Below are 23096 nucleotides of genomic sequence, written 5' to 3'. Positions count from 1 at the left end.
TTTTATTTTTAGTATACCATAAAGGTTTTTCTATACTTATAAATAAAAACCTAATAGATTATTAATCTATTAGGTTTTTATTTATATAGAATCAATATTATATTCACTTGTTAGTTTTTCATTGTATGATCCTACAAGTTTACTTAATCCTTCTTTTATATCATATTCACTTGGTAATACAACTGTCTTTCTTGCATCTAACATAAATTTACTTTCTTTACTTACTAAGTTATTACTAGATACTTTCTTGTTTACACTACCCTTCATATCTATAAGTAATTTTGATACTTCACCTTTTGTTATGTTTTTTAGTACTATATGAGCTTCTTTTTCTGTCAATAGATTATCATATGTAACCTTTTCTAATTCTTCATTAAACAAATCCATAATCATTTTTGTATTATGCTTTACATATTTATCAATTATACGCTTTGGAACACTCATAAAAATCCATCCTCCAGTTGATATGAAAAGCAAGTTTAATACCAAAAATAATATTTTATTATCTATTAATTTTCCAAAGTTTGTAGAAATCTGAATAAGTATTAATCCTATTAATGATCCTATAAGCCCTAATATCAAATTCATAGCACCTATATTTTTTATCTTCCCACCAATACCTTCAATCTGAATCTCATTGTCTATGGCATAATTTCTGGATTTGTATAATTTTATGTCAGTTATGTAATCCATAGTAGATACATTTTTTGCAAATCTAATATATGAATTTATATCAACGGTATTATCTAAATTTAATCCATTTATAAATTCTTCTCCATAAACTTTCATAGCTCTTATTATAGATTTTAATAATGCTTCCTTAGCTGAGTCTCCATTCCATAATGCTAATGCATATTCTATACTCCCTGACATTCCCAAAATATGGTCACACTCTACACTTCCATCAATCTCAAAAAAAGCTAATCCTCTTACTTTGCCATCAATTGCTATATTCTTTGCTTGATTATATGTAAAAGCTCCCCTCTTTAATACTTCTTTTGTCTCAACATTTTGGTGAATAATACCTTCTCTTATTCTATCTTCAAAATCACTTACAGCTTCTTCGTATTTATCACATGGTATTTCTATATTCATGGGTGAGCCATCTTCATTTATATATCTTAGCTCACCATAGTTTAAGCATGCATCAACACATCGCTCACCTGTACTATTATATTTATTTTTTAATACTTTAGCCATATATCCTTATCCATCCTTTACTACCTAGATATACTACTAAGCCAGAGTTTTTGCTAGCTCTTCTTCACCCAATATACTAGTTATTCTTACTCCAAAATTTTGGTCTACTATAACCACTTGTCCATAAGCTATTTTCTGCCCATTTACAAATATTTCGACCTCTTGATTTTCAAATGTATTTAACTCTATTAATGAACCTTTTGTTAATTCAAATATATCCTTTAAGTTCATTTTAGTCCTCCCTAAAATTGCAGTAACTTTTAGGGGTATATCTAGTACTCTTCCAAATTTATCATTCATAAATTTTACACATCCTTCTTTATGCCACTTATTATATAACACCTTTTGTATTTTTATAAAGCTTAACTTTCACTTGTAGACTTTATACTCCCCAACACCAAGTATTATATATTCCTCTATTTTTTATATTTATTAACTCATTTAAATTAATTATTACTTTTTTAAATCTATTTATCAGCATACATTAAAGTAATATGAGTAATAAGTATTAATTAATATTTTAAAAATTATCTTACTTGAAGATTATTTATCATTCCCCACATTTCATCTACTGCTTGCATACCTCTACTATTAAACTGAAATGCTCTTTGTGCCATAATCAAATCAGTTACTTCATTTTGCATATTTATATTAGACATTTCTATATATCCTTGCATTATATGAGAATTATTATTTATCTGTACATTAGCGCCTTTAATAGTTGTAAATAGACTATCCCCAACTGATATAAAATCATTGTCTCCTGTAGATGTATATATATCTATATTACCAATTTTTTCCCTATCAGAAAATACTTCTCCTGATTTATTTATGCTTAAATTATCTGCTAAATTAGTATTGTGGTATCCTCTTCCATTTTCAAATTTTATATCTAATATATTACCAATATCATCTACTAATCTTCCTGAGCTATCTAAGTTAAAGTCACCACTTCTTGTATATGCAAAACTTCCATCAGATCTTATTACTCTAAAAAATCCTTCTCCATCTATAGCCATATTTGTTTTTATTTCAGTATTTTTAAGACTTCCTTGTTCAAAATTTCTTATTACTTGAGAAATTTTAACTCCCGTTCCAGTAACAGCATCCTTTGAGTTATTCGGGTATGATTGTCTATTTAATGTCTCTGTGTATAAATCTAAAAATCCAGATTCTAACCTTTTATATCCTGTTGTATTAGCATTTGTCATATTATTAGATATAATATCTATCTTATTTTGGTGTGCTAACATTCCTGTTTCGCTATTATTCATTATATTATACATATTTTATCCCACCTTATTTAACTGTTCCTATTTCATTTGCTATTTTATAAAGTATTGAATCTATACTTTGTACTACCTTTTGATTAGCCTCAAATTCTCTAAGTGTTTCACTTAAATTAGCTGTTTCACTTATGTAATCTACATTAGATCCTTCAACGTAACCTTGCTTAACATAAAAATTATTAGCTTTAATTGGGTTTTCGCCAGAATACAAATTATCTCCAACTTTCCTTAAACTATTATAATCGTTAAAGTCTACAACACTAAAGCTATATTTATCTACACCATTTACAACTATATTATTTTCTGGAGTAACAACAAATTTATCGTTACCTACATTTATTGGCTCTAAATTACCTGTAATCTTATTCGTTCCCATTACATTATGACCTGCATTTGTTACAAGAAATCCTTGGCTGTTAATTTTAAAAGATCCATCTCTTGTAACAAATTTTTTCCCACTGAAGTCTTGTATTTGGAAGAATCCTTTACCATCTAAAGCAATATCCGTTTTATTCTCTGTAGATCTATGTACCCCTTGTTTATAATTTGTTACAGTGTCATCTATTTTTATTCCTAAACTTAATCCTCCTAATATTTGATGCTTAGGCACTCCATTTGAGTAATTATCATTATTTGATAAGATTACTTCATCAAAACTTTTTGATACTAGTTCTTCTCCCTTATATCCATTAGTCCTTATATTAGCTAAGTTACTGGTTATAATACTTTGTCTTGCTTGTAAATTTATCATAGATGAAATAGATGTATAAATTCCTCTTAACATAACTTTTCACTCCTTTAATCTATATATTTTAGCTTTTTCATATTTTCTCTTAAATTTGCTATTGCCCTACTATGTATTTGAGAAACCCTTGATTCTGACACTTCAAGTATTATTCCTATTTCCTTTAAATTAAGCTCTTCATAATAATATAAAGATATTACTAATCTATCTCTTTCTTTCAACATATCTATAGCTTTTGCTAGAACTTCTAGTTGTTCATCTTTTTCTACTAATATACTTGGTGATAGGCTCTCTTTTTCTTTTATTGTATCAATTAATTTAACTTCACTTTCTTCTTCAAAAATAGTGCTATCTAGTGATGAAGTACTTAAATTTCCTATCTTCATCTTTATATCATGCACTTCTTGTTTTGATATTTTCATATGATCTGATATTTCGTTTAGATTTGGTTCTCTAAAAAAATCATTTTGTAGTTTCTCAACTTATTTATTATATTCATTTATTTTTTTTATATATAGTCTAGATACTGGTGACTGTTTTCTTATTTCATCTATTATAAAAGATGAAATTCTAATAGATGCATATGTTGAAAATTTCACACCTCTATCAGCATCAAACTTGCTACTTGCATCTATCAATCCCATGACACCTAAACTTACTAAATCTTCATATTCTATGCCTATCTTGTTTGTATAGTATTTAGATGCTATATGCTTCACAAGAGGCATATTGTTAATTATAAATTCTTCTTGATTATACAAATTCAATTTGTTAACCCCCTTGCTATATGTTGACTACTCCTTGAGCCTTTATTTGAATATCATTAGGTATTTCATTTAATGATAATATTGTTATATTAGGAAATATCATTTCAACTAACTTTCTAAATGGTGCTCTTATTTTTGGTGATACTACTAATATCGGCCTATTGTTGTAAAAATTAATACTATCTGTTAAACTTTGGATACTTGTAAATATTTTATTTGTACTTTCAGGATCTACCGCTGGGTATGTTCCATTAACTGATCTTTGTAAATTATTACTAATTAAATTTTCTACTTCCATAGATAAAGTGGCAACGGTTATAGCGTTATTTTCATCTACTAAATCTGTACAAATACTTCTGCTCATTGCTATTCTTACATACTCAGTAAGTAGTTCAATATCTTTAGTATTCCTTGAATGATCTGCTAAAGTTTCAAGAATTGTAACTCTATCCTTTATAGCTATTTTTTCTCTTAATAAATTTTGGAATACTTTTTGCACTTCACCCAATGTCATTAAATCAGGTATTAATTCATCTACAACTGCACTGTATCTTTCTCTAGTAGCATCTATTATAGTTTTAACTTCTTGTCTACCTATCAGTTCATGAGATTTCTCTTTTATTATCTCAAGTAAATGAGTTACTAAAATAGTTGTAGGATCAACAACTGTAAGTCCATATAATTCAGCTTCTTCTGCTTTATCTTTGTTTATCCATAAGGCATCTAGTCCAAATGTTGGCTCTTTGGTTTTTATACCATCTATGTCAATATTCATCCCCATTGGATTCATACAAAGCAGCATATTAGGCATAAGGTCATATGTTACAACTATATTTCCTTTTATTTTTATACTGTATTGATTTGGATTTAGTTGAAGGTTATCTCTTATTCTTATGGGCTGAACTACTATTCCCATATCTATTGCACATTGTCTTCTAACAGACACTATTCTTTGTAATAAGTCTCCTCCGCTACTTTCATCTGCTAATGGAATTAGTCCATATCCTATTTCAATCTCTACTGGTTCTACATTTATAAGGGTCGAAACATCTTCTGCCATTTCTATTGTTCCCTCTGTAGTTTGTTCAGAGCTATTTATTTGTTCATATTCTTCTTCTATACTTTTTTCATCTTTATTTAATAAGTAAGCTATAAATATAGCTCCTAACCCTAGTGAAAAGAATGATAATTTAGGAAGCCCTGGCATAAATCCTAAAATTAGTAAAACTATACCTGTCATGGCTATTGCCTTTGGTATCGATATTAATTGTTTTCCTAATAAGTTACCAAAGTTTTCATCACTATCTGCTCTTGTTACTAATATACCTGCTGATGTAGATATTAATAATGCAGGTATTTGACTTACAAGCCCATCTCCTATTGTAAGTCTTATATAAGTTTGAACTGATTCTTGAAAGCTCATCTCAAGCATAACTATACCGATTATAATCCCACCAAGTATATTTATAGTGGTTACTATTATACCTGCTATAGCATCACCTTTTACGAATTTAGATGCACCATCCATTGCTCCATAAAAATCTGCTTCTTGTTGAAGCTCTCTCCTTCTTTTTCTAGCTGTTTTATCATCTAGCATACCTGCATTTAGGTCTGCATCTATACTCATTTGTTTTCCAGGCATAGCATCTAATGTAAATCTTGCAGATACTTCAGATACTCTACTAGAACCATTTGTTATAACAACAAATTGGATTATTACTATTATTAAAAATATAATTATACCTACAACATAATTACCGCCTACAACGAATTCTCCAAAGGATTCTATTACATTACCTGCATATCCTTGACCAAGTATAAGTCTAGTTGACGATATATTTAGAGCCAGTCTAAACAATGTAGTTACAAGAAGTATTGTAGGAAATATTGATAATTCTAATATGTTTGTAGAAAAAAGAGTTAACAATAATATTAGTACAGAAAAACCTATATTAATTGATAACATAACATCTAGTAAAAACGGTGGAAGCGGAATTATTATCATTAATACAATTCCAATAACTCCAAATCCAACTAATATATCAAATCTCTTCTTAAAATTTAACTTATCCATTTAAAACCTCTTTTTTATAACTTCTTATATCTATTTTTTATTTTATAAACAGCCACTAAGACTTCTGCTACTTCTTGATACATACCTTCAGGTATTTCTTGGTTTACCTCTATTTCTTTATATATAAGTCTAGCTAATGGTTTATTTTCTATAATAGGTATATCATGTTCCTTAGCTATTTCTCTTATTTTAAATGCTATTACATCCGCACCCTTTGCAACTATAATTGGAGTAGTATCTTTGCCTTTTTCATATCTTATAGCAATTGATATATGCGTTGGATTGGTTACAATAACTGTAGATGAAGGTACAGCCTGCATCATTCTCTGAGCTGACATTTCTCTTTGCTTTTGTTTTATTTTTGATTTTAATTGAGGATTCCCCTCTATTTGTTTATATTCTTCCTTGACTTCTTGCTTTGTCATTTTTAAATCTTTTTTATGTGTATATTTTTGATATACAAAGTCAAACACTGAAATAACAATTACTGCTAAGCATATATCTTTTAATAGTTGCTTTATAAGCTCCATCGTACTAGGCATTAAATATGGTAAGTACACATCTCCAATTTTCATAATGCCCTCAAAGTTTTTTGTCATAAATGAATATCCTATGATAAAAAGTACTACTATAATAGCTATACTTTTTATCATATTTCCTAGGGCTTTTGCTGAAAACATATTTTTAAATCCATTGATTGGATTTAACTTTGATAACTTAGGTTTCAAAGTTTCTCCTGTAAATAATAAACCTGATTGCATAATATGTCCTACAACCCCGAATACTATAATTACCAACCCTATTGGCAAGAATACCTTCATAAATGTCATACCTAAATTAGTAAATAATACTTTAAGCATATTAAAATCCATATTTGCCCCAAAATCCATGCTTAAAAATGCAGCTAAAGATTTTTTTATTTCCAATATTATATAATCTGACATGATGTAAACTATAAGCAAAATCCCAACTAATGTAAATGCTGTTGGCACTTCTCTACTCTTCGCTATATTTCCCTTTTTTCTCGCATCTTTCTTTTTTTTAGCTGTAGGTTCTTCTGTTTTATCTCCAGTAGATAACATAACAGCCATCGGTCCTATAAAACTATTTTTTAATGCGAGGGTTCCATCTAATACATCTGGTATTTTATTAAATAAATTATGTACTTGACTTAATATAAACGGTAGCGCGATAATGAAAAACATAATCCCTACTAATATTTTCAAAGGCATACCAATAACCATTACATTTAGTTGAGGGACACTCCTTGATATAAGTCCCATTATTAAATCCGCTATAATAAGAGATAATATTATAGGTACAGCTATTTTAAAACCGATGATAAAGTACTCTATAAAAACATTTATTACATATGTAAAATTATTACTAAGTATTGATTGCCCTAATGGAACTAACTTGAAGCTTTTTTGTATTCCTTCTATTAACATGTGATGACCATTCATGCTAAAAAATATTATTATACCCATCCAATATAGAATATTTTCTACTAGTGTAGATTGATCCTTACTGTTTGGATCATATATATTTACCATTGATAGTCCAAGTTGTTGGTCTATTAAGCTACCTCCTACTTTTAAACTACTGAAGCATATACTAGTTATAAATCCTAGTACTAGTCCCGTTACAGTCTCCATTGCTGAATAATTAATCAAATCTACCGTACTTGCTATGTTTACATCTATATTTATAGTAAAAGATATTACAACTGATACAAATAAAGAAAAACCAACTTTGAATATATTTGGTGTACCTGATGGAAATATAACATTTATAGAACTAAAAAATGTTATTAACCTAATAAATATAAGTATCAATTTTGTACCTATTTATTTATCATTGATATCATATTCATAATCTTTGTTGTGAATTTCATAATTTCATGTAACATCCAATTTCCACCTACTGCTAATGTTAATGCTATAACTATTAATTTAGGTACAAACGTTAATGTCTGTTCTTGTATCTGTGTTGTTGCCTGAAATATACTTATAAGTAATCCTACTACTAAAGATAGTATAAGTATTGGTCCTCCAACTAACATACTTGTAAACAAAGCTTCTTTTACTATACTCATTACTACATTTTCATTCATAGTTGTATCTCCTTTTATGAGAAGCTTAAAAGTAAAGATTTAATTAATAAATTCCATCCATCTACCATTATGAATAACAAAAGTTTAAATGGTAAAGATATCATAACAGGTGGAAGCATAAACATCCCCATAGACATTAGTGTACTTGATACTACTAAATCTATTAATAAAATGGTAAGTAAATTAAAAATCCTATTTGAAATGATGTTTTTAATTCACTTATTGCAAATGCTGGTACTAAAACATATAATGGCATATTTTTTTTTGTTAGTTCAGCTTTTTTAACATCTGCACTTTCTACAAATAGTTTTATATCTTCTTCCCTCGTTTGATTTAGTAAAAATTCTCTTATTGGCACTTCTGCTTCTTTTATTGCTTCTTCAAATTTAATTTTTTCAGCTATGTACGGTTTTACTGCATTCTCATTTATATTTTTTACTGTTGGAGCCATTATAAATATTGTAAGTGCCATTGCAATTCCAATTAACACTTGATTTGGAATAGATTGTTGAGCTCCAAGTGCTGATTTTAAAAAAGAGAATGTAATTATTATTCTTACAAAACTTGTCATCATAAATATAACAGTTGGTAAAAACATTAAAAGTGTCATCATTATAAAGAGCTGAATTAAAGGAGTAAGTTCCTGTGGATTTGATAAAAGGTTACCTAGTGTCTCCATTTTTTTTCTCCTTTAAATTTAATTTATTTAAGTTTAGTTTTTTTAAGTTTAATTTTTTTATATTATTTTTATCTATATTAAACTTAAATGCATTAACTTTTTTAATTTCTTCTTTTTTATGCTCTAAATTATTTATTTCTTCTATATTTAAATCTTTAATTTTTTCTATTGATGAAGGTGATGACATTATCACACAACCTTCATCTCCTATTTTAATACAAATACGTCTGTATCTTTATTTAAGCTTGTTCTTTCTATGACATTAACATATTTATATATACCTATACGCTCTAGGTTTGACTTGCTAAGTCTTATAGATACCACTATTAATATAATAATAATCGGTACAAATATACTTAAGTTTATTAAGTATTGTAATATATCATCCATGATGTTTTTACTTTATCTCCTTTGTTTCCTTAATCTCTTTTGTATTCTTTGTATCCTTTGTATCTTTTTTTACCTTTTGCTCTACAATAAGTATATCAACTCTTCTGTTTATAGCTCTGTTTTCAGGTGTATCATTTGCCACTAAAGGCTTGTATTCTCCATATCCTTTAACAGAAAATCTTCTTGGATCAATACTTTTTGACTCAACAAAGTGCCTTACAACGCTAACAGCTCTCGCTGTTGATAGCTCCCAGTTAGATCCATACTGAGCTGTTTTCATAGGTACATTATCTGTATTTCCTTCAATTAATACATCATTTTCTGTACTATTTATTATTGTTGTTATAGCTTCTAGCACACCTTGAGTATCTTCTTTTAACTTTGCTTTTCCTGGATCAAACAATATAGTCTCGTCTAATTGAAGCACTATACCTCTTTCTTCTTCTCTTATTTTGATAACATCTGTAAGAGCATTATCATTTATTACTTTGTTTAGCTTTTCAGATAAATTTTCGTACTCTGTATTTCCACCTTGAACTTTTAAATCTGTAATATTTTCAATTTCTGCAACTTCCACTGCCCCTGTTGGTGATAATGAATTTTGCAGAGATTTAGTAAGTTGTTTTAATTTTTCGCTATCAACAGATGAAATTGAATATAGAAGAATAAAAAATGTAAGTAATAATGTTATAGTATCAGCATAGGTTGCAAGCCAACTATCTGGATTTATATCATCGTCAAAACTTTTTTTCTTTCTTCTAGACTGCATTTACGCTCACTCCTTCACTATCAACTTCCCTAGTATAATATTTGCGCTTTTCTTCTACAGTTAAGAATGTTATCATTTTCTCTTCTATTACTCTTGTGCTATCTCCATCCTGAATACTCATTATTCCTGTTAACATCATTTCTCTATACTCTATTTCTTTTTCTCCCTTACTTTGAATATTAAATCCGACTGGATTTAATACTATATTTGCAAGTAAAGATCCATAAAGTGTAGTTATAAGAGCTACAGACATTCCACTTGCTATAGCATCTGCAGATCCCAAACCTCCTGCTAACATTTGAATAAGACCCATTAAGGTACCTATCATACCAAAGGCCGGGGCATAAGTACCCCAAACCTTAAATATTTTTGAGCCTTTATTATAGCCACCTTCTATTTCTAGCATTTCTAATTCTAATATTTCTTTTATTGTATCTGGTTCTAGACCATCTATTACTAATTCTAGGCCTTTTCTTAAAAAATTATCTTCAATTTCATTTACTTCTGATTCTATTGATAAAACTCCATCTTTTCTTACTTTTCTTGATAATTCTTTAAACTGGTCTACTAAATCTATCTTGTATATGTTGTGAGATGTAAAGCTTGTTCTTAGTATTTTTATTATCTTTTTAAGGTCATCACTAGAGAATGTTATAAGTACAGATGCAAAAGATCCTCCTATAGTTATAGCTATGGATGCAGGATCGAAAAATATACCAAGTCCTGATTTTCCTTGCATTGCTCCAAATATAACTAACCCTACTGCTAAAATTAAACCTATTGGTGTTAGGATATCTTGTTTTTTCATTTTATTCCTCTCTTACTATCTCTTAAGATTTATTATCTCTTGTAATAATTCGTCACTAGTTGTTATTACCTTACTTGCAGCTTGGAAGGCTCTAGTCGTAACTATCATCTCTGTAAATTCTTCAGATAAATCAACATTTGACATTTCTACAGATCCCTGAGTTATATGACCAAAAACTTTATTAATAACTGGTGTTCCTGAGTTAGCTGAAACTCCATATATATTTCCACCTAATAATTCTAACCCCTCTGCATTTTGGAATGTTGCTACCCCTACAACTTGTTGCTTTGTTGGGTCTACTGGAGTTCCATCTGGCTTAAGTTCTGGCATTTTTGTTCCATCTTCTAAAAGGTACGATATTTTTCCTTCTTTAGAGAAGTTAAATGAAAGTACTTTCTTTTTAACTCCTCCTGCAGTCATTTCTTTAGGTATTTCAATTGCTTTTCCATCTTTGTCTAAAACTTTATACCCTTCAGATGTTACTAAATTACCATTCATATCTAAACTAAATGATCCATCTCTTGTGTAACCTTTTTGTCCTGGAGCTGTTTCAACGATAAAGAATCCATCTCCATCTATAGCTAAATCTGTTGGTCTTCCTGTTGGTTGTAATGATCCTTGCTTCATATTTTTGAAAATTCCACTTACCTTAGCACCTATACCAACTTGACTTGGGTTAACCCCTCCTACTCCACCACCTGGAGCACTCGCATATAAAACTGATTGATTTAGTGCATCTGTAAATCTTGTTCCCGATTTTTTGAAAGCAGTAGTTCCTACATTAGCAACATTGTTTCCAACAACGTCCATTTTTGTTTGATTCGCTTTCATTCCACTTATTCCTGAATACATTGATCTTAACATTATTTTATTCTCCCTTTTTTTCTACATTTTCATTTATTTTTTTAAGAGATCCATATTCAAATGATTTTGTCTCTCCAGTTTCATCTAATTTAATGTCTAAGTAAACAACACCATCTTTGATATGTACCCCTTTAACATCACCTGTATAAGTTTTTGGTGTACTTTCAGATTCTGTTCCATCTTCCACAGGTGCATATACTTCTACATTTTTATCTATTAAAGATGATGCTGTACTTAAAGCAGAATTTGCAAGAAGTCCATTTTGCATCCCTATAAGATACTCCATCCCTTGATTAAAAGACATCATCTCTTCTAACATAGTAAATTGAGCCAACTGTGTTACATATTGAGTCGGATCTTGCTGATTCATTGGATCCGGATTTGACATTTGAGCAGATAACAGTTTGAAAAACATATTTTTATTCATTTCTTGCCCTGGCATAACTATTGGTGTTCCCTTTTCAGTTTTGTCATAAGACTTACTCTTAATCGGGGTTATTTCTTTCCCTTGAGCTATTACATTATTCATACCCACACCTCTAAATTAATATATTTATATTATCTTCATCTATATTATCTTCTTTTATAGTATCTATTTCTTCAATAGAAGATGCTTCATATTTATTTCTTCTCTTTTTATTTTCTTGATTTCTTCTACTAAATTCCTGATTTAGATTACTAGAGAAAAATTTGTCATTATTACTTTTTATATCTACAACTACTTCTTTAATCTTTATATTTGCATCAGTTAAATGTTTAACTATATCCTGAGTATTTTTATGTACCAATTCGAATACATCCTCTTTACTTATGGTAATCAATACTTTTGTCTCTTCTGGGCTCTTTACAAGCTTTATTGTCATATCTCCTAATTCTCTTGGACTTATTTTTATATTTATTTCTTCCATATTATTCGACTTTAAATATTTAACAGTTTTTATAATATCTTCGCTTATAAATTCTTGCCTTATATTATTTACTGGCAATTCTCTTAAGCTTATATCTTTTTTAATATTTAAATTGGCTGGATGTAAATTACTACTTTGCATAATAAAGTTATTATCATCCTTGTCTAAAATATTTTCTAAAGTTTTTAAGTCCTTATTATTAGAGCTAGAATCTACGTTACTTTTCAATATATTTTTTTTATTATATAAACTGCTAACTTCAAATTTGTCATATGATTCAAGCTTATAAAGTTCTTCTTTCATATCTAAACTTAGATTCTTATGGTCTGATCTTTCCAAAGGCTTTTTATCTGATAATTTTATATCTGCATTTGATTCTTTTAACTCTTTTAACTCTTCTTTTATTAAAGTAAAAGCTTTTTGTTTTACTTCAAAATCTTTTATATCTATCGAAAAGTTTTTATCTGTTTTAATTTCATCTAATAACTTATTTAATTTACCTAAAACCTCGACCTCTTTATCTGAAAGTTTTGTAAATCCATCATTATTTTTAGTAAATTGTTCTAAATTTAAAGATATATTATCCTTTATTTTTACAAATTCTTCAAAATCTATAGTTTTTAAATTAATTAACATACTTTGAAGTAATTCATCATCAATCAAGTCATCATCATCTTTTTCAATTTCTAAGTTTAAATCTTCTTTTAAATCTATTAAATCGCCAAGATTTATTGAATCATTTAAAATATCTTGAAATACTGAGCTGCCCTTATTAATATCTTGCAAATCAATTAAATTTGAGAAATTATTTAAAATTTCTGTTGATATATTTAAATCCATATTAACCATCCTTTTATGCCAACTCTACTCTATTTCTTATAAATGCATATAATGCAAATTCATCATTAATTATTTGTTCTTTTCTTTCTTCTTCTTTTTTTAATTTTTCTATTTTACTTTCTTTAAGTTTTTCTAAAGATTTTCGTTCTATCTGCTTTTCTATAAAATCATCTTTTGCCTCTTTTACTTTAATGGTCTCTTTTTCCAATTGCTCTGCTGTTGATTTTATAGACTGGGTTAAAGAAGATAAATAATTAATAGTTATTTTTTGTGTAATAACATCCTTAATATTACTTATATCTGAATGCTTGTTATAGCTTAGTTGTAAGTTAGATAAACTTTGTTCAACCGTTCGCTTTTTACTTTGAGCTTGGGTATATTTAAGCTTACTTTCTTCTTCATTTTTCAACTTTATATCTAATACTTTTTGAAGTCTGAATTTAAATTTTTCCACTTAGTCATCTCTCCTTTAGTCGAACATGGTGCTTAGCATTTGTTTGCTATCATCAAAGGATGTATTTTCTTCTACTCTTTGCTTTAAAAAACTATTTATTTTATCTATGTATGCAATAGACATATCTATATTTTTATTTGAACCTTTTTCATAAGCACCTATATTGATCAAATCTTCAGCTTCTTTATAAGTAGCAATAATATCTCTTGCAAATGATGCCGATTGTTTATGCTCATCTTCACAAATCTCGTTCATAAGTCTACTAACACTATTTAAAATATCTATAGCTGGGTAATGATTTTTATGTGCTAATTCTCTAGATAAAACTATATGTCCATCTAAAATACCTCTAACTGTATCCGCTATAGGTTCATTAAAATCATCACCGTCAACTAATACTGTATAAAAAGCTGTTATAGAACCTTTATCAGATAAACCTGTTCTTTCCATTAATTTAGGAAGCATCGCAAATACCGATGGTGTATATCCTTTCTGTGCAGGTGGTTCTCCTATAGCAAGTCCAACTTCTCTTTGTGCCATTGCAAATCTTGTAACAGAATCCATCATCAAAATGACTTTTTTACCTTGATCTCTAAAATATTCAGCTATTGAAGTAGCTGTTAAGGCACCTTTTAATCTTACTAGTGGTGATTTATCAGAAGTAGCACAAACTACCACTGATTTTTTCATACCTTCTTCACCTAAGTCTCTTTCTATAAAGTCTAATACTTCTCTTCCTCTTTCTCCTATAAGAGCAATTACATTCACATCTGCTTTTGCAGTTCTTGCAATCATTCCTAAAGTAGTACTTTTACCAACTCCACTACCTGCAAATATACCTATTCTTTGACCTTCACCACAAGTTAAAAATCCATCAATAGCTCTTATTCCCGTAGGCATTACCTGTGTAATTCTTTTTCTTTTCATTGGATCTGGAGGTTGATTAAAAAGACTATATCTTTCGCCTGACGTTATAGAACTTTCATCTATGGGATTTCCAACCCCATCAAGAACTCTTCCTAATAATTCATCACTACATTTAACACTTAATGGTATACCTCTTGCTACAACTCTGCACCCTGGTCCAATTCCTGTTAATTCTCCAAGTGGCATAAGTATAACATCCCCATCCTTAAATCCTACTACTTCGCAGTCTATTGGATGTTCTAATTGATTGTATACAGTACATAATTCACCAACGAAACTTTTGATTCCCTCTACCTCTACAGTAAGACCAATTATTTTTTTTACTTTTCCCTCAGATCTAATAGCGGGTATATCTTTAACCTTTTTTATTAATCTTTCAAAATCTATATTAATCATAATAACTCCTCTTTTATTTCTTTTAAAACAGAGTCAACTCCAATGATTAATTTACCTTTAGAAGTTTCTATTATTGCATTTCCCTGCTCAACAGATTCATCTCCTAAGACAAATATCTCACCATTAATTTTGTAACTTTCTTTAAGTTCTAAAATTTGTTTTTGTAAGCTTTCTTTATATATAGAATTTGTTTTTATAATAAAATTCTCTTTAAGTTCATACTCTTCAATTACATTAAGTATCATATTATCCATAAAAGATGTTTCTGTAAATTTTTCTCTTAAAACTTGTTCTGCTATACTTACACTTAATTCTAATATTTGTTTTTTATTTTCTTTTAGATATTCAATCACATAATTTTTAGCTTCTTCTAAAACATTATTAGCGTTTTTTAATATATTTTCAGCATCTGTTTTTGCTTTTTCAACGTTGTCTTCATAGGCTTCTTTATATCCATCTTCATAACCATTTTTACTCCCTTGGTTATAGCCTTGTTCATAAGCATTCTTTTCTATTTCTGAAGCTTTATTTTTACTTTCTTCTATAATATTCAAGCTCTCTTCATTAGCCTTTGAAAGCATTTCTTTATATTTATTTTCTGCCTCTAAAATTTTACTTTTTAGCTCTTCATCTTTTTTTGTAAGTTCTTCTTCTATATTTTTTTGTTCTTCAATTTTAACTTTACTGATAATATTATTGTGTAAAATTATTTTACCTTTAACACTTACATCCGATGAACGTATTATTTTACTCTCCTTAAATGATAAATTCATCGTCTGAACCTCTAGATAATGTTATAGCTCCATCATCTTCAAGTCTTCTTACTATATTAACAATAGTTTGTTGAGACTCTTCAACTTGAGATATTTTAACTTTACCTAATAAATCAATTTCTTCTTTAAGTGCTTGAGATGCCCTTTGTGATTGATTTTTGAATATAACATTTGCAACATCTTTTGAAGAACCTTTAAGTGCAAATGCGATATCCTTAACATTAACTTCTTTAAGTATTCTTTGAATAGCTGTATTGTCAAGTCTGACAATATCATCAAATATAAACATATTAGATTTAATTTCTTCAGCTAAATCACTATCTTTTTGTTCTATATAATTTATAATACTCTTTTCTGTTTTTCTATCTACACTACTTAATATATCTACTAAGCTATCAACTCCACCTGAGCTTTCTTTCTCTCTTTGACCTAATCTTGATAACTTATATTCAACAGCTTTATCTATAGCCTTTATAATATTTGGAGATATCGATGATATACTACCTATTTTTAAAGACACTTCATTTTTTATTTTTTCTGGCAGTTCACTTAAAATTACTGCTGCTTTATCTGGTTGAATATGAGAAAGAATTATAGCTATAGTTTGAGAACTCTCACCTTGTATACACGAAAGAATTTGTTCTGGTTCAGCTCTTCTAGCTGACATAAATAACTTTGTATAAGCATCATACTTAATACCCTCTAAAAGCTTATTAGCCCTTTGATTGCCTAAGGCACCATTAAGTAATGATTTGGCATAATCTATACCACCTTCTAAAACAAACTCTTTCCCTTTATTAAGTTCTATAAATTCTTGAAGGATTTCCCTTCTTTCTCTAGATCTTACTGTGTGTATATTCGCTATTTCTACACCTACTCTTTGTATCTTTTTGTCAGTTAAATTTTTTATTATATCGGAAGATATATCCGTTCCTAAAGTCATTAAAAGAACTGCTGCCTTTCTTGCGCCAGTAACTTTTCTTACTTTTGGTATATCACCTAAGTCAAATGCATTTCCTGATTTACTAATTTCCTTTTGCAAAATAAACAACCACCTTCTACTCGTTTAACCAGCTTTTAATTAGCTCTGTTACTTGTTCTGGATTTTCAGAAGCATAATTTCTAACTTCATCTTCTAATGTAATGTTCTCATCATCTTCTTCAACATTCTTTAATCTGTTTTGTTCCATTTCTTCTAATTTTTGATTTATTAAATCTATTTCATTGTCTTCATCTAATATTTCTTCTTTGCTTAAGCCCTTTTTCTTACGTATATAAAGAGTTGTAAGAACTGCCACTAAAAGTAGTAATAAACCTCCTACTATATAACCTGTCATCTTTAACATCTTATTTATTCCTTCGTCTTCTTTCATCATGTCTGACTTATTATCCTTAGCTGAATTCATGTTAAAGTCCATAGCTACTACTGCAATATCGTCTCCTCTATCTTTATTCATTCCGATAGTATTAGCTACCATATTTTCTATTTTTCTTGTTTCTGCTGCTCCTACGTTTCCGTCAATGGCAACTGATGCAGTTATTTTATTTACTTCACCTTGAGCTTTTATAGTCTTAGTCTCTGTTTTTCCAACTTCGTATTCTATATTTTCTTCTTTGTTGTCCAAAGTAGATTTGTTGTCCTTACCTACATTGTTCATATTATTATCAACAGCGCCACCAGTGTTTGCTGCTTCTGTAGTTTGGTTATTGCTTCTTGCTTCTTTTACTATAACTTTATTAGGATCTACTACTATTTCTGTCTTCTCTCTAGTATCAAAATTTAAATCAGCATTAACAGTAGCTTTTACCTTTCCTTTTCCAAAGATAGGCTCTAAAAGTCCAATAATAGATCTTTCTAGGTCTGAGCTTAACTCTTTTTCTGCTTTTCTAGATATGTCTAATCCATTAGAATTTGCTGCTTTTATTTTTCCATCTTCATCAAATAATCCTTCTGATAAAAGCTTCATATTTTGGTCTACAACTTCTACATTTTGCTTTGGTACATTAAGAGTACTTGCTGAAACTAGAGACATTATTGATCTTATTTGATCAGATTCTAAACTTTCTCCAGGTTTTAGATCAATAGATACAGCTGCCTTTCCTGGTATGCTTTCCTTAGCAAATACAGACTCTTTTCCTTCAGTTATATGCACTCTTGCATTATCCACTTGAGGGAATGTTTTTATTGTTTTTTCAATTTCTCCTTGAGCCATTCTTTGTTTTTTTATTTTGAATTCTTCATCCGTCATACCAAAAGATGAACCTTCATCCATAATTTCAAAACCTTTTGATCCATTTGATATATTTTTTGATAGCTCAAGTCTTAATTTATCAACTTCATTTTTTGGTACATATATACTATTACCTTTTATTTGAGTATCAACTTTTTTACTTTCAAGTTCTTTTGTTATAGATGCTGCATCATTAGAATCTAAACCTGAGAAAAGTACTTTATATTTACTTTCTTTTAAATACCCTGCTCCAAATATTATTGCTAATATACCAGCTACCACTGCAACTATAATTGCTATTTTCTTTTCTTTTTTAAGTTCTATAAACTGTTGTTTTTTAGTGCCTATAAAATCCTTTATTTTTTGTGTAATTTCTTTTAAATTCATCTACATACTCCTTGTCAATAGACTACAATTGTACCCTATTTACTTCTTGATAAGCCTCATATAGTTTATTTCTAACTTCTAACATTAGTTGCATTGAAATTTGCGACTCTTGAACTGATAACATTACTTTATGCATGCTTGATCCTTCACCCTTCACCATACCTTCTATAGAACTATTCGCATTCACTTGGTAATCATTAACTTTGTGTATAGCATTTTCTATAATTTGCGAAAAATCATTTTTTTCTTGAGTGTTTACTACCTCATTTTTTATTCCTTTTGCAAATATATTTTGATTTGTCCCTATACTTGTAATTGATTGCATAACTTCCTCCAAATTTATATTTATCTACCTATTTCTAAAGCTTTTGAAATCATATTCTTTTGAGCATTTAAAGTTTCCACATTAGATTCATAACTTCTCATTGCTGATAATACATCTGCTCGTTCTGTAAGCATATCCACATTTGGGTATTCAACATATCCTTGAGCATCTGCATCAGGATGATTCGGTTTGTATAGTTTTCTCAATGGAGATTTGTCTTCTTCTATCGCTACTGTTTTTACACCTAACATCCCTAATTTTTCATCAAAATTTTCTTGAAATACTGCTACTTTACGTCTATAAGCTCCACCATTTTTTGTTCTTGTCGTCTTTAAATTTGCTACATTTGATGATATAGTATCAATTCTCATTCTTTCTGCTGAAAGTCCACTAGCACTTATTCTCATACCACTAAAAATATTCATTTAATTACCTCCCTGATATTACACTTTTAATCATTGCTATTTTGATATTAGTTATATTAACTAGAGCATTATATTGAAGAGTTGTTGCTGCCTGATTTACTTTTTCACTTTCTAAATCAATATTGTTACCATCTAATCTAACTATTGAATCCTCATCTGTTTTGACTTCTATTTTAGCCTTATCATTCATTTTACCTTTTAGGCTTTCTTCAAAACTTACATACTTTCTTTTATAATTTGGCGTATTTATATTCGCCACATTATTTGAAATAACCTTACCTCTTAAGTCTGTTGCATCTAGACCGACTTTTAATAAATTATATATACTCATAGCCCCTCCTATTTTTTAATCTAAAAAACTACTCCGAAAGAGTAGTTTACATTATTTCATGGCATTATAATTCATGTGTAATACAATCCACAAAACTAGAACAAAATTAAAAATACATTTTACACTACACTTTTATATACTTATGTTTGGATTATTTTTCCTAAATCATATCTATATATATTATAACTCTTTTTTCGAGATAATTGTATGGATTCTAACAAAAATTTACAATTTTTATCAATTTTTATCAATTTTTTCATTTTTTGTCAATTTTTTTCATACTTCCCCTAATATATTTATATTTTTTACTATATTGTATCTTTTGCGACAAAATATATCAGCTTCTAATTATTTCTCAGTGTTTGTATAAATTTATTATGTTTATTATTTTTAAATTTGTTGTAGTAATTATAATTAGTGATTTTGATATAAAAAAAATACTCTGCAGCAGAGTATTTTTTTATATCAAAATGATAACAAAAAGTCTATTAACTCTTCGGCAGCTGGCTGGCATAGTTAAAAACGTTAGCCCCTATAGTTTTGCGTCCCTAGATTTCCCTAGGTTTGCCTATTAAATTTTATTGTTAGTTCTTTTTATACATATTTTAACATCTATACTTATATTATAACATATTTTCCTATATATATGTACATATTTTCCCATATATATGTACATATATATGATAAAATATAAAAATATTTTTCCATTCATTTATAATCAAAATAAAAATAGACATAATCTAGAATTATGTCTATTTTTGTTAAATTGTAGCTACAATTATCTTAATAATTGCATTACACCTTCTGGCTGAGCTTTAGCTTGAGCCATCATAGCTTGAGAAGCTTGAGTTAATAAGTTTAACTTAGATAAATTCATCATTTCTTTAGCAACATCTACGTCTCTTATTCTTGATTCTGCTGCTGTTAAGTTTTCACTTGAAGTACTTAAGTTAGATTGAGCAGTTTCTAATCTATTTTGAGTTGCTCCTAAGTTAGCTCTTGAAGTGTTTATTGTTTCTAATGCTTTATCTAAAGAATCTATCATAGCTCTAGCTGCAACAGTTCCATCATTTCCTTCTTTGTTCATCTTTTCTATAGCTTTTTTATCAGCACCTAATCCTAAAGATTCTGTATTTACGTTTTGTACTTTAACATTAAGTTTTTGAGAATCTGTAGTGTTAGCTCCAACTTGTAAGTTTATAGATTGACCTTTTATATCTTCTTCAGCTGCTGCCCCTATTTTAGTATCAGCTGCTACCGCTGCTGCAAGATCTGCTTTTATAGTAAGTTTTATAGTTTCTCCTGAAGCTTTCTTTAAAGTATAATCTCCTGCTTTTACTTTACCAGTAGTATCAGCACCTACTTTATCTAATTCAAATACATCTGCTCCAACTTTAAGAGTTATTTTACTTCCTGAACCAGTACCAGCTCCTGTAGTTAATTTAACATCTCCTGCTTTACCATATTCTTTTAACCCATCTACAGAGTAGTTATCTCCTGCACCCGCTTCCATTTTAACACCAATAGTTTTTCCTATTGAATCAGTTCCGTTTAATAAGTTTTTCTTATTGAATTCAGTTGAATCAGCTATTCTGTTTATTTCATCATGTAATTGAGATAATTCTTCTGTTATCTTAGCTCTATCTTCTGAAGTGTTAGTTTCATTTGCAGATTGAACAGATAATTCTCTCATTCTTTGAGCTATGTTTCCAACTTCTTCCATAGCACCTTCTGCTGTTTGAACTACTGATATACCATCTTGAGTATTTCTAGATGCTTGTTCTAATCCTCTTAATTGACTTCTCATTTTTTCTGATATTGCAAGACCTGCTGCATCATCTCCAGCTTTGTTTATTCTTTCTCCTGAAGATAATTTATTCATTGACTTACCAGATAATCCTACATTTTTTCCCATTTGGTTTAATGCTATCATAGCATTCATATTAGTGTTTATTCTCATTATGTTACCCTCCTTAGTTTATTTTAATGACATCCATGTCTTTTAATTTATGTAAAAATACTTAGTTAAGTATACTTACAATATAGTATATCGACATATTTTAATAAAACTTTACACTTTTTTATTAATTTTTTTATTTTTTTTATAATAAAGATAAAAAATAGACATAATTTAAAATTATGTCTATTTTTGTTAAATTATAGATACAATTATCTTAATAATTGCATTACACCTTCTGGTTGAGCTTTAGCTTGAGCCATCATAGCTTGAGAAGCTTGAGTTAATAAGTTTAACTTAGATAAGTTCATCATTTCTTTAGCAACATCTACGTCTCTTATTCTTGATTCTGCTGCTGTTAAGTTTTCACTTGAAGTACTTAAGTTAGATTGAGCAGTTTCTAATCTATTTTGAGTTGCCCCTAAGTTAGCTCTTGAAGTATTTATTGTTTCTAATGCTTTATCTAAAGAATCTATCATAGCTTTAGCTGCAACAGTTCCATCATTTCCTTCTTTGTTCATCTTTTCTATAGCTTTTTTATCAGTCCCTAATCCTAAAGTTTCTGTACTTACATTTTGTACTTTAACGTTAAGTTTTTGAGAATCTGTAGTGTTAGCTCCAACTTGTAAGTTTATAGATTGACCTTTTATATCTGCTTCAGAAGCTACTGCTATTTTAGTAGCTGCTTCAGAAGCTACTGCTATTTTAGTAGCTGCTGCTGCTGCTGCCATATCTTCTTTTATTGTAAGTTTTATAGTTTCTCCTGAAGCTTTCTTTAATGTATAATCTCCTGCTTTTACTTTACCAGTAGTATCTGTACCTACTTTATCTAATTCAAATGTATCAGCTCCAACTTTAAGAGAAATTTTACTTCCTGAACCAGTACCAGCAGATGTTGTTAATGCTACATCACCTTTAAGACCTAATTCTTTTATACCATCTACAGAGAATTTATCAGCAGTTGCAGCTTCAAGTTTAACATCTATAGTTTTTCCTATTGAATCAGTTCCGTTTAATAAGTTTTTCTTATTGAATTCAGTTGAATCAGCTATTCTATTTATTTCATCATGTAATTGTGATAATTCTTCTGTTATCTTAGCTCTATCTTCTCCAGTGTTAGTTTCATTTGCAGATTGAACAGATAATTCTCTCATTCTTTGAGCTATGTTTCCAACTTCTTCCATAGCACCTTCTGCTGTTTGAACTACTGATATACCATCTTGAGTATTTCTAGACGCTTGTTCTAATCCTCTTAATTGGCTTCTCATTTTTTCTGATATTGCAAGACCTGCTGCATCATCTCCAGCTTTGTTTATTCTTTCTCCTGAAGATAATTTGTTCATTGACTTACCAGATAATCCTACGTTTTTACCCATTTGGTTTAATGCTATCATAGCATTCATATTAGTGTTTATTCTCATTTTGTTACCCTCCTTAGTTTTTT

Annotated in this window: 24 protein-coding genes, 2 pseudogenes and 1 riboswitch; all 26 genes and pseudogenes read right to left on the bottom strand. The window is 29.0% G+C overall.

Annotated features, from left to right (window positions below; genetic code table 11):
• Positions 1 to 81: 81 nt before the first annotated feature.
• Positions 82 to 1200: a YeeR family protein gene (locus JWF52_RS11300; protein ID WP_208333666.1), complete on the bottom strand. Its 1119-nt coding sequence runs from the start codon at positions 1198 to 1200 to the stop codon at positions 82 to 84.
• A 36-nt stretch (positions 1201 to 1236) separates the two neighbouring features.
• Complete coding sequence (locus tag JWF52_RS11295) at positions 1237 to 1500, bottom strand: FliM/FliN family flagellar motor switch protein (protein WP_208333665.1); 264 nt, start codon at positions 1498 to 1500, stop codon at positions 1237 to 1239.
• Between the two features lie 227 nt (positions 1501 to 1727).
• On the bottom strand, positions 1728 to 2486 hold the full coding sequence (locus JWF52_RS11290) for a flagellar hook-basal body complex protein (protein WP_208333664.1): 759 nt from the start codon (positions 2484 to 2486) through the stop codon (positions 1728 to 1730).
• A gap of 13 nt (positions 2487 to 2499) precedes the next feature.
• Entirely contained in the window at positions 2500 to 3273 is a 774-nt protein-coding gene (locus tag JWF52_RS11285) for a flagellar hook-basal body complex protein (protein WP_208333663.1), read from the bottom strand.
• 14 nt (positions 3274 to 3287) lie between these two features.
• Positions 3288 to 4001: pseudogene (locus tag JWF52_RS11280) on the bottom strand (sigma-70 family RNA polymerase sigma factor).
• Between the two features lie 16 nt (positions 4002 to 4017).
• Positions 4018 to 6075: a flagellar biosynthesis protein FlhA gene (flhA, locus tag JWF52_RS11275; protein WP_208333662.1), complete on the bottom strand. Its 2058-nt coding sequence runs from the start codon at positions 6073 to 6075 to the stop codon at positions 4018 to 4020.
• Positions 6076 to 6089: 14 nt separating this feature from the next.
• On the bottom strand, positions 6090 to 7910 hold the full coding sequence (locus tag JWF52_RS11270) for a fused FliR family export protein/FlhB family type III secretion system protein (RefSeq protein ID WP_208333661.1): 1821 nt from the start codon (positions 7908 to 7910) through the stop codon (positions 6090 to 6092).
• A gap of 8 nt (positions 7911 to 7918) precedes the next feature.
• Entirely contained in the window at positions 7919 to 8188 is a 270-nt protein-coding gene (fliQ, locus tag JWF52_RS11265) for a flagellar biosynthesis protein FliQ (RefSeq protein ID WP_208333660.1), read from the bottom strand.
• A gap of 14 nt (positions 8189 to 8202) precedes the next feature.
• Positions 8203 to 8759, bottom strand: a pseudogene (gene fliP / locus JWF52_RS11260) (flagellar type III secretion system pore protein FliP).
• Positions 8760 to 8850: 91 nt separating this feature from the next.
• Complete coding sequence (locus JWF52_RS11255) at positions 8851 to 9060, bottom strand: hypothetical protein (RefSeq protein ID WP_208333659.1); 210 nt, start codon at positions 9058 to 9060, stop codon at positions 8851 to 8853.
• A 14-nt stretch (positions 9061 to 9074) separates the two neighbouring features.
• A complete protein-coding gene (locus tag JWF52_RS11250) occupies positions 9075 to 9257 on the bottom strand; it encodes a hypothetical protein (protein WP_208333658.1) in 183 nt (60 codons plus the stop codon).
• A 7-nt stretch (positions 9258 to 9264) separates the two neighbouring features.
• Complete coding sequence (locus JWF52_RS11245) at positions 9265 to 10026, bottom strand: flagellar motor protein MotB (protein ID WP_208333657.1); 762 nt, start codon at positions 10024 to 10026, stop codon at positions 9265 to 9267.
• On the bottom strand, positions 10016 to 10834 hold the full coding sequence (locus tag JWF52_RS11240) for a motility protein A (protein WP_208333656.1): 819 nt from the start codon (positions 10832 to 10834) through the stop codon (positions 10016 to 10018). Before JWF52_RS11240 ends, JWF52_RS11245 begins: the two co-directional genes overlap by 11 nt.
• Positions 10835 to 10849: 15 nt before the next feature.
• Complete coding sequence (locus JWF52_RS11235) at positions 10850 to 11698, bottom strand: flagellar hook-basal body protein (RefSeq protein WP_208333655.1); 849 nt, start codon at positions 11696 to 11698, stop codon at positions 10850 to 10852.
• A 4-nt stretch (positions 11699 to 11702) separates the two neighbouring features.
• On the bottom strand, positions 11703 to 12227 hold the full coding sequence (locus JWF52_RS11230) for a flagellar hook assembly protein FlgD (protein ID WP_208333654.1): 525 nt from the start codon (positions 12225 to 12227) through the stop codon (positions 11703 to 11705).
• A gap of 10 nt (positions 12228 to 12237) precedes the next feature.
• Positions 12238 to 13446 (bottom strand): flagellar hook-length control protein FliK, encoded by a 1209-nt coding sequence (locus JWF52_RS11225; protein ID WP_208333653.1) that lies wholly within the window; start codon positions 13444 to 13446, stop codon positions 12238 to 12240.
• A 13-nt stretch (positions 13447 to 13459) separates the two neighbouring features.
• Entirely contained in the window at positions 13460 to 13900 is a 441-nt protein-coding gene (gene fliJ, locus JWF52_RS11220) for a flagellar export protein FliJ (RefSeq protein ID WP_208333652.1), read from the bottom strand.
• A gap of 15 nt (positions 13901 to 13915) precedes the next feature.
• Positions 13916 to 15223, bottom strand: a complete 1308-nt coding sequence (gene fliI / locus JWF52_RS11215; protein WP_208333651.1) for a flagellar protein export ATPase FliI — start codon at positions 15221 to 15223, stop codon at positions 13916 to 13918.
• Complete coding sequence (locus tag JWF52_RS11210) at positions 15220 to 15996, bottom strand: FliH/SctL family protein (protein ID WP_208333650.1); 777 nt, start codon at positions 15994 to 15996, stop codon at positions 15220 to 15222. The genes fliI and JWF52_RS11210 overlap by 4 nt, the downstream gene beginning before the upstream one ends.
• Positions 15980 to 17038 carry a flagellar motor switch protein FliG gene (gene fliG / locus JWF52_RS11205; protein ID WP_208333649.1) on the bottom strand — a complete coding sequence of 353 codons (1059 nt, stop codon included), beginning with the start codon at positions 17036 to 17038 and terminating at the stop codon, positions 15980 to 15982. Before fliG ends, JWF52_RS11210 begins: the two co-directional genes overlap by 17 nt.
• Positions 17039 to 17054: 16 nt before the next feature.
• The gene (fliF, locus tag JWF52_RS11200) at positions 17055 to 18614 is read right to left on the bottom strand and encodes a flagellar basal-body MS-ring/collar protein FliF (protein WP_208333648.1); all 1560 of its coding nucleotides are present in this window, start codon (positions 18612 to 18614) and stop codon (positions 17055 to 17057) included.
• Between the two features lie 22 nt (positions 18615 to 18636).
• The gene (gene fliE / locus JWF52_RS11195) at positions 18637 to 18939 is read right to left on the bottom strand and encodes a flagellar hook-basal body complex protein FliE (RefSeq protein WP_208333647.1); all 303 of its coding nucleotides are present in this window, start codon (positions 18937 to 18939) and stop codon (positions 18637 to 18639) included.
• Between the two features lie 20 nt (positions 18940 to 18959).
• A complete protein-coding gene (gene flgC, locus JWF52_RS11190; RefSeq protein ID WP_208333646.1) occupies positions 18960 to 19364 on the bottom strand; it encodes a flagellar basal body rod protein FlgC in 405 nt (134 codons plus the stop codon).
• Between the two features lie 4 nt (positions 19365 to 19368).
• On the bottom strand, positions 19369 to 19695 hold the full coding sequence (locus JWF52_RS11185) for a flagellar basal body protein (RefSeq protein ID WP_208333645.1): 327 nt from the start codon (positions 19693 to 19695) through the stop codon (positions 19369 to 19371).
• Positions 19696 to 20190: 495 nt separating this feature from the next.
• A riboswitch (cyclic di-GMP riboswitch) is annotated at positions 20191 to 20274 on the bottom strand.
• Between the two features lie 199 nt (positions 20275 to 20473).
• Positions 20474 to 21655 (bottom strand): flagellar hook-associated protein FlgL, encoded by a 1182-nt coding sequence (flgL, locus tag JWF52_RS11180; protein ID WP_208333644.1) that lies wholly within the window; start codon positions 21653 to 21655, stop codon positions 20474 to 20476.
• A gap of 209 nt (positions 21656 to 21864) precedes the next feature.
• A complete protein-coding gene (flgL, locus tag JWF52_RS11175; protein WP_208333643.1) occupies positions 21865 to 23073 on the bottom strand; it encodes a flagellar hook-associated protein FlgL in 1209 nt (402 codons plus the stop codon).
• Positions 23074 to 23096: the final 23 nt, after the last annotated feature.

It is taken from the genome of Clostridium sp. CCUG 7971 (assembly GCF_017590215.1).
In the GTDB taxonomy this organism is placed as follows: domain Bacteria; phylum Bacillota; class Clostridia; order Peptostreptococcales; family Peptostreptococcaceae; genus Faecalimicrobium.
Note: the sequence above shows the minus strand (reverse complement) of the source record. Positions and strands in the feature narration are given on the sequence as shown.